Origin of the sequence: Moorena sp. SIO4G3, from assembly GCF_010692305.1 — a bacterium.
GTDB lineage: Bacteria > Cyanobacteriota > Cyanobacteriia > Cyanobacteriales > Coleofasciculaceae > Moorena > Moorena producens_A.
This window is the reverse complement of sequence record NZ_JAAHIG010000283.1, coordinates 1-11,628: the sequence shown is the minus strand read 5'-3', so window position 1 is coordinate 11,628 and position 11,628 is coordinate 1. Positions and strand designations below refer to the sequence as shown.

12 protein-coding genes are annotated in these 11,628 nt (G+C 43.6%); 3 read left to right on the top strand and 9 right to left on the bottom strand.

What is annotated here, in order from left to right:
- The first annotated feature begins 195 nt into the window (after positions 1-195).
- Complete coding sequence (locus tag F6J99_RS33045; RefSeq protein WP_293119402.1) at positions 196-1,947, top strand: AarF/ABC1/UbiB kinase family protein; 1,752 nt, start codon at positions 196-198, stop codon at positions 1,945-1,947.
- A 315-nt stretch (positions 1,948-2,262) separates the two neighbouring features.
- Here F6J99_RS33045 and F6J99_RS33040 read toward each other — a convergent pair whose 3' ends face one another.
- Together F6J99_RS33040 and F6J99_RS33035 are read right to left on the bottom strand one after the other, a co-directional pair.
- Positions 2,263-2,607 carry an ADP-ribosylglycohydrolase family protein gene (locus tag F6J99_RS33040; RefSeq protein ID WP_293119400.1) on the bottom strand — a complete coding sequence of 115 codons (345 nt, stop codon included), beginning with the start codon at positions 2,605-2,607 and terminating at the stop codon, positions 2,263-2,265.
- A 10-nt stretch (positions 2,608-2,617) separates the two neighbouring features.
- Entirely contained in the window at positions 2,618-2,845 is a 228-nt protein-coding gene (locus F6J99_RS33035; RefSeq protein WP_293119398.1) for a hypothetical protein, read from the bottom strand.
- A gap of 213 nt (positions 2,846-3,058) precedes the next feature.
- Between F6J99_RS33035 and F6J99_RS33030 the strand changes: the two genes are divergently transcribed.
- On the top strand, positions 3,059-4,177 hold the full coding sequence (locus F6J99_RS33030) for an alpha/beta hydrolase (protein ID WP_293119396.1): 1,119 nt from the start codon (positions 3,059-3,061) through the stop codon (positions 4,175-4,177).
- Positions 4,178-4,544: 367 nt separating this feature from the next.
- Positions 4,545-5,045 (top strand): hypothetical protein, encoded by a 501-nt coding sequence (locus tag F6J99_RS33025; RefSeq protein ID WP_293119394.1) that lies wholly within the window; start codon positions 4,545-4,547, stop codon positions 5,043-5,045.
- Positions 5,046-5,318: 273 nt separating this feature from the next.
- On the opposite strand, the gene F6J99_RS33020 is transcribed toward F6J99_RS33025, so the two are convergent.
- From F6J99_RS33020 to F6J99_RS32990, 7 genes are all read right to left on the bottom strand, one after another.
- Positions 5,319-6,194: an ADP-ribosylglycohydrolase family protein gene (locus F6J99_RS33020; RefSeq protein WP_293119392.1), complete on the bottom strand. Its 876-nt coding sequence runs from the start codon at positions 6,192-6,194 to the stop codon at positions 5,319-5,321.
- 462 nt (positions 6,195-6,656) lie between these two features.
- A complete protein-coding gene (locus tag F6J99_RS33015; RefSeq protein ID WP_293119390.1) occupies positions 6,657-7,931 on the bottom strand; it encodes a hybrid sensor histidine kinase/response regulator in 1,275 nt (424 codons plus the stop codon).
- A 136-nt stretch (positions 7,932-8,067) separates the two neighbouring features.
- Entirely contained in the window at positions 8,068-8,475 is a 408-nt protein-coding gene (locus tag F6J99_RS33010; RefSeq protein WP_229424392.1) for a response regulator, read from the bottom strand.
- The gene (locus F6J99_RS33005) at positions 8,468-10,759 is read right to left on the bottom strand and encodes an ATP-binding protein (RefSeq protein WP_293119388.1); all 2,292 of its coding nucleotides are present in this window, start codon (positions 10,757-10,759) and stop codon (positions 8,468-8,470) included. Before F6J99_RS33005 ends, F6J99_RS33010 begins: the two co-directional genes overlap by 8 nt.
- Positions 10,713-10,931 carry a hypothetical protein gene (locus F6J99_RS33000; RefSeq protein WP_293119386.1) on the bottom strand — a complete coding sequence of 73 codons (219 nt, stop codon included), beginning with the start codon at positions 10,929-10,931 and terminating at the stop codon, positions 10,713-10,715. The genes F6J99_RS33005 and F6J99_RS33000 overlap by 47 nt, the downstream gene beginning before the upstream one ends.
- A 394-nt stretch (positions 10,932-11,325) precedes the next feature.
- Positions 11,326-11,469, bottom strand: coding sequence for a hypothetical protein (locus F6J99_RS32995; RefSeq protein WP_293119384.1), 144 nt, complete (start codon positions 11,467-11,469; stop codon positions 11,326-11,328).
- A complete protein-coding gene (locus F6J99_RS32990; protein ID WP_293119382.1) occupies positions 11,441-11,590 on the bottom strand; it encodes a hypothetical protein in 150 nt (49 codons plus the stop codon). Before F6J99_RS32990 ends, F6J99_RS32995 begins: the two co-directional genes overlap by 29 nt.
- Positions 11,591-11,628 lie beyond the last annotated feature (38 nt).

The following is an 11,628-nucleotide window of genomic DNA, read 5'->3' as shown; positions in this document are numbered from 1 at the left end:
AACGACTCCCGACTCCCGACTCCCGACTCCCTACCCCCGACACCCTACCCCCGACACCCGACACCCGACACCCGACACCCGACACCCGACTCCCGACTCCCGACTCCCGACTCCCGACTCCCGACCCCTTGACCAACCGCAAAGTTCAAGAGATAATTTTCTTGTAATTATTTAACAAATCTTAAAATACTAACCTTGCAGTACGAGCCAAGAACCATATCTGACTACTACCGCCAGCGTTCTCGGCTAGTCTGGGGACGCAGGATGGCTTTGGTAGGGGCATTGATTACCTTTAGCATCAGGCTAGCCTGGGATTTCGTCACTGGTAGCCTTACCCAAAATCAGCCTCAACGAGCCTGGGAATTTCGCGAAAAGCTGACTGAACTTGGTCCAACCTTCATTAAATTGGGACAAATCCTTTCCTGTCGTCCCGATATTGTTCCTCCTATTTATTTAGAGGAACTGACTAAATTACAAGACCAATTACCTCCTTTCCCTAATCACATTGCCTATCAGTTAATTGAAGAAGAATTAGGGGATAACTATAACAACATCTATGGCTCCCTGAGCGAAAAACCCGTAGCTGCTGCTTCCCTAGGACAAGTGTACAAAGGGACACTCAAAACTGGTGAAATCGTAGCAGTCAAGGTGCAACGCCCTGGTCTGGAGGAGTGTATTTCCCTAGATATCTATATCCTGCGGAAAATAGCAGCATGGGCCCAAGAATCAATCTCCTTTGTTCACAGCGACCTAGTAGCACTTATCGACGAACTAGCTATTAGCTTGTTTGAAGAAATGGACTATACCCAGGAAGGTCGCAATGCGGAACGATTTGCCCAACTTTACGGTGACATTAATAATATCGCTGTACCACGTATATACTGGCAATACTCGGGGCGGCGGGTGTTAACCATGGAGTGGATTACTGGGACTAAATTGACGGAACTAGAAACCATTAAAGCCCAGGGATTAGACCCGAATACCCTGATCGATGTGGGATTTCAGTGTTGCTTGCGGCAACTTTTAGAAGAAGGTTACTTCCATGCTGACCCTCACCCTGGCAATTTATTGGCTACCCCTGATGGTAAATTGGCTTATCTTGACTTTGGCATGATGAGCTCGGTAGAACCCTCTTATCGGTATCGCTTACTGGAATCGGTTGTCCATATTGTTATTGGTGATTTTGAAGGTCTAGCAAAAGACTATGTGAAGCTGGACTTTTTGCCACCGGAGACAGATCTGACCTCGCTGATTCCTGAACTAACTGATATTTTTGGCGGGGTGATGGAAGCTACTGTGTCAACATTCGGCTTTAATCGTATTATTCGGAAGCTATCCCCGTTACTTTATAAATATCCATTTAAATTACCCACTTACTACCTCCTGATTTTCCGCAGTGCTGCTACCTTAGAAGGGATAGCGATTAAGCTCAATCCTAATTTTCAGCCCTTCAATGAAACGTATCCCTATGTTGCCCAACGTCTGTTGACGGATTCATCCCCCCAATTAAGGACTTGTTTACAGGAGATTGTGTATCAAGATGGTGGAATTCAATGGGATGTTTTGGAGGAGTTATTAGGTCAGGTGCACACAAGTAGGGAGTTTGATATTAGTGCGCTCCTAAACCAGGGGTTAGAATTTCTCTACTCCGAGCAAGGGAGTATATTGCGTAATGCTCTGGTTGAAGAGATGGTTACCAGTTTAGAGAATCTTTCATACAAGACTCTTGGGCAGATAACTGCATCGGTGGGCTTGGCGGTTAATGTAACTGGAAAATTAGAGTCTCCTAACCTGGAGCGGATGCAAAAGATTGGGGCTATGATTATTGAATCCTCTAGGTTTGACCTAGAATCGGTACCGAAGATGCTGGAACTTTTGTTAAAGCAGGAAACTCAACGCCTAGGTCAGCAAATTGCTTCCGAAATTGCCAAGCGGATGTTTCGGTAACAGAAAAGTTATAGCCCTGCGCCCAGGGAATAGGGAACAGGGAATAGGGAACAGGGAATGATGCGCGCTTGTGACATAGCGCTGCATCTCTTTGTCACTTTTTATGGGGTCACTTTTTATTGGTCAGTTGCTCTGGATTAGGATAATCAGAATAATCAAATTGTAGTGAGTATTCACATATCAAGTGAATGCTGATAGCTTAATACTGATAGCTTAATACTGATAACTGAATGATTACTTTTGCGATTGGCCGTAGGCCACGCTACGCGAACGCTAACTATGGGAGTTGGCTGTTTTAACTGTTCCGTCTTACTGTTATGCCATAACTTTCTTCTGATAGTTAGCTTCTTGCTGGCTTAATTCAGCTTCCCTAGCCAGAAAAGTTTCTATGTGTTCTACAGGTACATAAAAATCTACTAGAGCTGCAGCGTAATTTTCCAATCTCTCCCGCTCTTGCAGTCGCTCTAAAGGAATCCAGTTAGTACCAAACCGAGCCCCGAGAATGCCACCACAAATGGCCGCAACGGTGTCCGTGTCGTATCCTTGACGAATAATTTCTGCAAGCAGGAACTCCGGATCGTCTTGGGGGAAAAGTGCCATTGCCAAGGCATGTAATCGGGAGCAGGTCTTGCGTTGCAGAACAAATGAACTATGTATCATCACAGCAAGCTTAAACCCATGAGGGGGCTAGAGATTTAGTACAAATGTTCGGCATTTGTGACATGCTCCCTTCATCGAAGGTGACAATGATGCGATCAAAATGAAAAAACCCCAACATCCCGACAACCATAATTCTGTCTAGAGACTCTGGACTACGCTGACGGCAGTAGCGCACTATCCGCTTAATTAGCTTATCAGTCTCTGATTGCCGGGGTTCTCCGAATCCTTTGCCAGACATGGCAGCACCTCTGGATCATCTCGCGTATATCCTAGCAGAGCTGGTTTTAAGTCTAGCCTTCCGGAAGCTATGGCACACTGCATAAGTGAAATCGTGTTTAATCAATGTCTTTTTCTGGCGCAGCATTGTAGAGTGATTGTAGGTCAGATTGTAGGTACAGGCACGACCCTGCTACTCAAAAGTGCCGAAAATTCAACTTGGGAGAACTAATCTATGTGTAGCTTAAATTCAGCTCCTCGCACACCTGCTGAGCCACGCCCAAAACAACCCCCAAAACCTGATTCTGATTACATTTCGGAGTATAAATGTTCTATTTTTGGGACTCATAGTAATGGTGACTATATTAAAGCGTATATACCTTGTACACCCTATCAAGATGATCCTAATGATCCTAACATCCAAAATTTCAAAGCTGTGATTTACCTGCATGGTTTTGCTTTAGGCATACCAAAGATTTATGAAACTCACCTACTACATCTAGTAAAGCAAGGTTTTTTTGTCTTTTTCCCCGACTATCAGCATGATGATTATAAGGATGATAGGATTTTTCGTATAGGAAATATGATTGAGCTGATAAAGACTGTTGTAAAAAGCCTAAATTATAGTCCAGAAGAATGGATAAAAGGTGCAATAAAAAGTACGTCAGACGCATTTAAGAAGGTGGAAGTATCAACGACCACAAAAAAAACGCTTAATGATTCAAATGTAGACGTTTACCTGTTTGGTCACTCTCTTGGTGGTTTGTTGGCACTTAGCTGGCCTCACTACCTTTCTCAAGAAGATCAGGAAGTACAGCAAAAACTAAACCCACTCCAAGTTATCGCCGCCGATCCCATGTCAGATTCTCTATCAGATCTTCCAGATATAGTTACACCAGATATTGATTCAAAAAATTTAACCTCAAATTTACCCTTTTTCGAAAACCCGATCAGTATTGAGAATACTGGCCATAGCTTAACCATGCCTGTAGCAATTCTTCATGGCCAGGACGATCATATCATTACGCTAGATTCTTGGACAGAGCCCTTTCAGGCAATAGCAAGTCCAAACAAGAAAATCTACTTCTCTCAGACTGATGACCATGGCGAACCGAACTTGTTAGCTAATCATAATCAATGTGTGACAAATACAAGCGCTTTGTTGTACGACCGATTGGCTAATCTTTTAGGAGGTTCAAAATCTGAGGCTGACAACTTGAATTGGTGTTATATATGGTCTGCACTTGATCAAGTGATACGGGGTACAGTAGCGGATCAATTGCAGTTTGACATGGGGACATGGTCAGATGGTAAATCTGTAAAACCGATACAGGTAAAACCAATAGATGAATAGGTGATCTGAATGCGAAAGATTAGAAGCTTTAGCCGCATCTTTAAAAGAGCAATCTTCTGAGCTATAATACCAATTTAATCTTTCATCAATTGCTACACCCCTGATCACAAACAAACTACCAGCACGCTCAGGGGGTGACAACAAGGCTAAAAAGTAGACAGGGTGTGGGCGAACGGGTATGGGGTGTGGGGAAAATAGAAGGGAATTTGGAGTGACCCGGTGCAATTTCATTGGGTCCCCAACCTGATTCAACCTTCTCTACCAACCTGGCCAGCTCCTGATGTTTCCCCTCCTGGGAGGGGTTAGGGGTGGTTTCCCCTACAACCTCCACCCCACACCCCATACCCAGTAAGGCTTTTAAGGCTTTTTGTCACCCCGTCAGCAAACCTGGATAAATTTTAAGGATGTTTGTCTAGAATTAGTAACCGAATTAATGAAATTAAATCCTAATAAGCGATGCAGCGCGGTCTTGGGGAGGCAGTGCGGTCTTGGGGGTTCCCCCCATGAGCAACTGCCGTGGTTTCCCCCACTCGCGCTTTGCATCAAGACAACGAAAGTATTATCAACGAGGTTTAAGGGCTATGTCGCTTATAGAATCTGCGTTTTAGCTTATTTCGTCACCCCCTCAGCCATGATTAGTTTAAATTCTCCAGCTTTTTTATCTTTAAATCAATCTCCAGAAGTGGCCAAGGATGTTACAGATACTGATGATGTCCAGGTGAGTAATCATCAACAATGGAATCATGTTCGCGCAGCGTCGGCCTTAGCCGAAAGGTGGATGGAAGAATGTGTTAAACAATTTTCGTTTACTGATTCAACCCATCATGATGTTATGGCTCATTTTTCCCTGGTTAGATATTTTACCTAATAGTAAGTTATTGCTGGGATTGAATCAGCTAATTAGTGAAATTAATCAATGTCAACCCTTTTTTTATTCTGGATAATCTGGCTTATTTGTTACTCATTGAATTCGGAAACTGACAGAAGAGGGATAAACTATACGGCTATGAGAATAGTTTAAAAACAAATGTTTGTTGGTAGCGCACAAGCGGCACAACTGATGGGGAACAGGTCAAAGTTGCAGAACAGATGAACTATTTACCATATGGGCTTGGCTTAAACCCATGAGGGGGCTAGAGATTTAGTACAAATGTTCTGCATAAGTGACATGCTCCCCATGTAATCCCCCTAACAGAACAAAACCCTGATTGGGATGAGCCTTGGTAAACCCTTGAGCTAGATGGGGTTTAGCTGTTTGGGAAATTTGCTGTCGCAGTTGTTCGCAGTTGTTCCACTTCTGAGTCAATATCTTGGCAATGCTTTGGGAAACAAGATGTCCCACGGAGCGTTCAATAGTCCAATCCAAATGATTTTCTAACCACTCTGTTTCTACTGAAGCCACTGCCGACCCTAGTGAGTCTTTGATTTCCTGGGGAGTTTGTCCCCCAATCAAGGCCGCTACGGTATACACAACAGCATAGGCAAAAGCTGCTGCACTAATATGTCCGTGGGTTATTAGGCTTGCTTCCATCACTGCTGTGGCAAGAACTGCTGGGTTATCTCGATACACTGCTCCCAAAGGAGCAACTCGCATGGCTGCTCCAATACCTGCGGAGGAACTACCACTGAGTTCGGGCTGATTTCCTTTGGCAAGTTTGCGTATGGCAGCAGAGAAGTTTTTCCCGTAACCTCGCCATGCTTTTTTTGCCATGCCTTGAACTAATAATTCTGCCCATGCCTGTTTTGACCAGCATCTCTGAGAAAGACATATATTGATTAATCCGAGGGCCTGTTGGGTATCGTCGGAGTACAGTCCTAAAGGTCTCAGACGCTTGATTTTTTTCACCATCACTAAGCGCATCTTTTCCAAAGGATATTCCTGGGGGAGTTGTTGGTAGTCGCCATAGATGGTCTGAATTTCGTGTCCGCGCCAACCCTCGACAGGACAACCGAGGATATCTCCCCAGGCCAGTCCTAATAGGGAGCCTTTAATTTTTTCTTCTTTGCTTGGAGCCATGGCAAAATAAATAGTAAATAGTTAATAGTAAATAGTTAATGCTTAATAGTTAATTTATGACCCTGGCACAACTAACTAAAATGGTGCAAAGCGCGTAGGTTGGGTTGAGGTACGAAACCCAACATTGGTCAGGTTTTATTAGTCAGTTGCTCTGGATTAGGATAATCAGGATCATCAATATTGTAGTGAGTATTCACATATCAAGTTAATGCTGATAGCTGAATACTGATACCTGAATGATTACCTTTGCGATTGGCCTACGGCCACGCTACGCGATTGACCGTAGGCCACGCTACGCGAACGCATCTTAATTCTTAATTCTCAATTCTTAATTCTTAATTCTTAATTCTTAATTCTAAATTCTTAATTCTTAATTCTTAATTCTTAATTCTTAATTCTTAATTCTCAATTCTCAATTCTTAATTCTCAATTCTCAATTCTTAATTCTTAATTCCCTAAAACCTAATACGGTAAACTAACGGTAAATGTCGTACCCTCTCCCAACTGACTCTTGAGAGAAATATCACCACCATGAGCGTCCACACACTCTTTAACAATAGCTAGTCCTAAGCCACTACCAGGAATTGTGCCAACATTGCTAGCACGATGGAAAGGCTCAAACAGTTGCGGTTGCTCTTCTGGGGGAATGCCCATCCCCTGGTCTTGAATCCGGAAGATAACACATTCTGTCTGAGCAATCAGTTCAAACAGAACTGTTCCCCCTGTGGGTGAGTACTTAATAGCGTTGGTGAGCAAATTGCTAAAAATGTGTCGCAGCAATCTTTCATCCCATAGGGCTTCCCTCAATTCTCCTTGAGTGGTAAAAACTAGCTGATGCTTGTTCTTGCTACTGATTTGTAACTCTTCCACTAATTGGTGACAAAACCGTTTCAAATCCAACCGAGTAGGTTGACACAGGAGTTTGCCGGAATCAGCTTTACTGATTAATGAAACCTCATCCAACAACTGGGCCATGTTTTTGATGGCCGAGCGAATTAGGCGCAAATGAACCAATTTTTTCTCTTTAGGTAATTGTTCCTCTTTGTCTTGGAGCAATCCAGAACAAAGGAGGATTGTATTTAAGGGATTACGAAAGTCGTGAGAGAGCATGGAAACAAATTCAGCTTTGCGCTGGTTGACTTCTTTGGCTCTAACCAACTCAGCGGTTTGTTCCTGAACCTGACTTTCTAGGGCTTGATTTTCTTGTCGTAATGCAACTGCTGCGTGCTTACGTTCAATAGCATAGCGCAAGGAACGAACCAGCATTTTTCCCTTGACTTGCCGCTTGACTAGATAATCTTGTGCTCCTTGACGAACTGCCTCAATCGCTAATTCATCATCATTGGTATTGGTTAGCACTACAATCGGTAAACTAGGCGCTTGCTTCATCAAGGGTCCGAGGGATGCTAGTCCCTGGCTGTCCGGTAGAGTCAGATCTAACAAGATCACATCGTAGGGAATTGAGATTGCTCTAGCCTGAGCGATTTCCTGGAGTGCATCCCGCAACCGCTTGACATGAACTAGACTAAACTGCCTGAACTGAGCTTCTTTCAAAAACTCTTGTAACAATCTGGCTTCTGCCAGGTTGTCCTCAATTAACAAGATTTTTACTGAGCCTTCAGGCATTACCTTTGAGTATTTCTTCTGTGAGCTTATTGGTCTGGATTTCTCCTTTGATAGAGAATCCTCATTGCTTTCCTGATTTTTCTTGATGCAATAGCGAGTGGGGGAAACCACGCCAGTTGCTCATGGGGGAGACCCCCAAGACCGCACTGGCTCCCCAAGACCGCGCTGCATCGCTTGTGTTAGTCAACCCTGATGTTTAATCCTTAGTGTCTCATGGTTTATGGCTAATCCCTAATCCCTAATCCCTTTATTGTGATGGCAGGGTGACAGTCGAGAGCCAAAAGTCTTCAATTCCTTTGACGATTTTGAATAATTCGCTAAGATTGCGGGATTTGGTGATATAGCAATTCACATGCAAGTCGTAACTCTGGAAAATGTCATCCTGATTTCTTGAGGTAGTTAATACCACCACAGGAATCCGTTTGAGATTAGGGTCAGCTTTAATCTCTGCGAGCACCTCTCGACCATCCTTTTTTGGCAAGTTTAAATCTAGCACGATCAGGTCTGGACGGACGGCATCAGCATACTCTCCTTCTTGGTGTAAGTAAGCCATAGCGTCCATGCCATTTCTGACCGTTACTACCTGGTGGGGTACCGAGCTATTTTTTAACGCTTCTTGGATTAAGCGAATATCGGCTTTATTGTCTTCAACCAAAAATATGATTTTGTGTCTTTCGTCCGTTTCTACGCTCACGCTCGCGTCCCCTTACTGGAATTGTAAAATAGAAGGTGGCACCGTGACCTAGTTCTGACTCTACCCAAATTTTGCCCCGGTGGCACTCCAGAATCTTTTTACAGATAGCCAAACCCATACCTGTGCCAGGATACTCATCCCGGGTGTGCAGACGTTGGAAGATCACGAAAATGCGATCGCTAAACTGCGGTTCAATGCCAATGCCATTATCCTGCACTGAAAATAGCCATGCATCCTCCAGTCGTTTTGCCCCCACATGGATTTCCGGCGGCTGTTCACTGCGGAACTTGATCGCATTACCGATTAAGTTCTGGAACAGTTGCATCAACTGGGTGCTATCAGCCATAACTGTTGGAAACGGGTCATGGGTAATCACTGCCCCAGTTTCACGGATGCGTCCCCGCAAATTAGCCAGAGCATGGTCTAAGGCCGTCTCCACTTCCGTCAGTTTAAACTCAATGCCCTGCAAATCGACTTTCGAGTAAGCCAACACATCATCAATCAGGGTTTGCATGAGGCTGACTCCCTCAACCGCAAAGGTAATAAACTCGCTGGCATCTTCGTCAAGTCTGTCATTATAGCGCATTTCTAACAGCTGCACATAATTCGCCACTTGATTCAGGGGTTCTTGCAGGTCATGGGATGCCACATAAGCAAACTTTTTCAGTTCAGCATTGGAACGTTCTAGATCCTGAGCCAATTGAGCCAATTCATCAGCTTGACGCAGGACAATATTAATCAGTGCTTTCCTCAGTTCCAGTGCTGTCTTAATTTCCACCTGTTTCCAGGGTAAAGAGGTTAAGCGAACGGTTTCTTTCCACAGTTCAAAGGATTTACGGGGCGACAGTTGCAAAGTCCCCTCTGTGTGGGTTGTTTCAAAGGCTTTATTGGGGTCTCCCCCCCAATTAACAGTTTGAATCACCTCTGGTCGGAACCACAGCACATAGTTTCTCTTGGAAATTGGGATGGCTAGCAAGCCACTACCAATATCTTTAAACCGTTGTGCATCAGGATAAAGGCGAGGCAGGGAATCGGTATAGAACACCTCTTCATTAACATTCTGTTTCAGCCATTGCACCAAAAACTTCAGGTCTTCTTCACTAGGGGTTTCACCAATAACCGTAAAATTATCCCCAAAACAAATTGCTGCACCTTGAGCATTAGTCAAGTCCAGTAAATTAGGGTCATGCTTAACTAAGCCATCAATAAAGTTTTCTTCTTGGGACATATACTCAATCAATATCGATTGAGTATAGGACAACTTCATCTGATAGTCATAGTCTTCCGTCTCTTCTCGGGCTGAAATTTCTGAGAAGATCACTCGTCCTAAAAATTCACAAGCTTTGCGCAACTCATAGGATACATACTTAGGGGTTTGATGATGACAAGCAATAAGTCCCCAGAGTTTTTTATCTTTAATTAGTGAAATCGTCAAAGACGCCCCAACTCCCATATTGTGGAGGTACTTGATATGACAGGGAGAAGCACTTCTGAGAATCGATAATGTTAAATCAAGGGGACGATTTGTGATCGGGTTATCGGTAGGAAAAATTTCAACAGGTTGGGAATTTGCATCTGGAATTAAGCGGATCCAATTGGAACAGAATAATCGTCTGGCTGGTTTAGGAATATCCGATTCTGGATAGTGTAAGCCTAGGTAAGATTCCAGACTGTCTAGTTTTTCTTCCGCAATAACGGCTCCATGGTCATCATCTTCAAATTTATATAGCATCACCCGGTCAAACCCAGTGACCTTTCGCACTTCTTTGACGATGATTTGACAAAAATCCCGAAGATTTGAAGTTTGTTGGAGCTGGTTAATGGAAGCTCTTGCTAGATGATAAAAGCTTAAAAATGGGATAGTCTCCCGGGAAACTGCTGGTTCTAATTCCAGAATCAGACATCCATCTGAGTTACGATGAAATACACCATCAAATACTGCATAATCATCGCCCTTTTTCCTCGCCCAAATTTTAGTAGGATTGATCAGGTCTAGATTTTCCTCAGATAACCCAGCTTTAATTCTCTCCACTTGGAATGGGTCAAGTACATCTTCTAGGGTTTTTTCTAGCATGGCTTCGGCAGGGATTCCCAAAACCCTAGAGGTATTGTTGCTAACTTGTAAGATTTTCAGCTCAGGCTCTTCCAGTACCAAGAGTCCCCCATGAGGCTGTATTTGACCAATCACATGAATCGGTTCATGATCCAATTTGGTTTGTTGTGCTGGTAAATCTATTCCTACCATAATTCTCCGACCTTAATCCAGGATTATCAACAGTTATAGCAATTCTCAGCAACAGTTGAAGGACATTGCTTATCCTTTTAAGGCAAAAGGCAAAAGGCAAAAGGCAAAAGGCAAAAGGCAAAAGTAAAGAGGGTTTTAAGCGATGCAGCGCGGTCTTGGGGGTTCCCCCCATGAGCGACTGCATCAAGACAGAGAATCAGCCTCAAATAAGACTGTACCTCATAACTGCGATAGAAGCTATATAAGACCTCTAGAAGGAAGGCTCACCGATTATCGATATTATTCCTAATACTCTTCCTTATACTATTTTGTCCTTATACTATTTTTTCTTTTACTTGTGGATAGTTAACCGAACTTTCCTATAACTATCCAGCAATCTCTAGTATATCCCAGTAAGTCAAGGATTAGGTCTAGAGTAATTTTTAAAAAAATATTAAATTTTTTGGTATTGCCTTGAGATATTCTGCTGTTTATGGGATTCCTCTTGCCATCAAGGGGAATGTTAGGCTTGCTTCTAAAAAAATATTAATAATAATACGTAAAAACTCAATACTTAATAATTTAACTTAACAAAAAACGTTAACTTCTAATGGACAAACGTGAACGCAAATCAGGTTGCTACACATCACTTTCATCTCCCCACACTCCATTAAGGGAGTAGGGAGTAGGGAGTAGGGGTAACTAAGTTGACTGTACCTCCTGTATCTCATAAGTATGATTAACGCTATAAAAATCTTTGCCATCTCCCCATCTCCCTATCTCCCCATCTCCCCATCTCCCCATCTCCCCATCTCCCCATCTCCCCATCTCCCCATCTCCCCATCTCCCCATCTCCCCATCTCCCCCTCCCCCCCCCCCCCCCCCTCCCC

Excerpts from the sequence above, each read along its gene's own strand:
- F6J99_RS33040 (WP_293119400.1), bottom strand. The coding sequence starts at position 2,607 with ATGATACATAGTTCATTTGTTCTGCAACGCAAGACCTGCTCCCGATTA.
- F6J99_RS33035 (WP_293119398.1), bottom strand. The coding sequence starts at position 2,845 with ATGTCTGGCAAAGGATTCGGAGAACCCCGGCAATCAGAGACTGATAAG.
- F6J99_RS33030 (WP_293119396.1), top strand. The coding sequence starts at position 3,059 with ATGTGTAGCTTAAATTCAGCTCCTCGCACACCTGCTGAGCCACGCCCA.
- F6J99_RS33020 (WP_293119392.1), bottom strand. The coding sequence starts at position 6,194 with ATGGCTCCAAGCAAAGAAGAAAAAATTAAAGGCTCCCTATTAGGACTG.
- F6J99_RS33005 (WP_293119388.1), bottom strand. The coding sequence starts at position 10,759 with ATGGTAGGAATAGATTTACCAGCACAACAAACCAAATTGGATCATGAA.
- F6J99_RS33000 (WP_293119386.1), bottom strand. The coding sequence starts at position 10,931 with ATGGGGGGAACCCCCAAGACCGCGCTGCATCGCTTAAAACCCTCTTTA.
- F6J99_RS32995 (WP_293119384.1), bottom strand. The coding sequence starts at position 11,469 with ATGAGATACAGGAGGTACAGTCAACTTAGTTACCCCTACTCCCTACTC.
- F6J99_RS32990 (WP_293119382.1), bottom strand. The coding sequence starts at position 11,590 with ATGGGGAGATGGGGAGATGGGGAGATGGGGAGATGGGGAGATGGGGAG.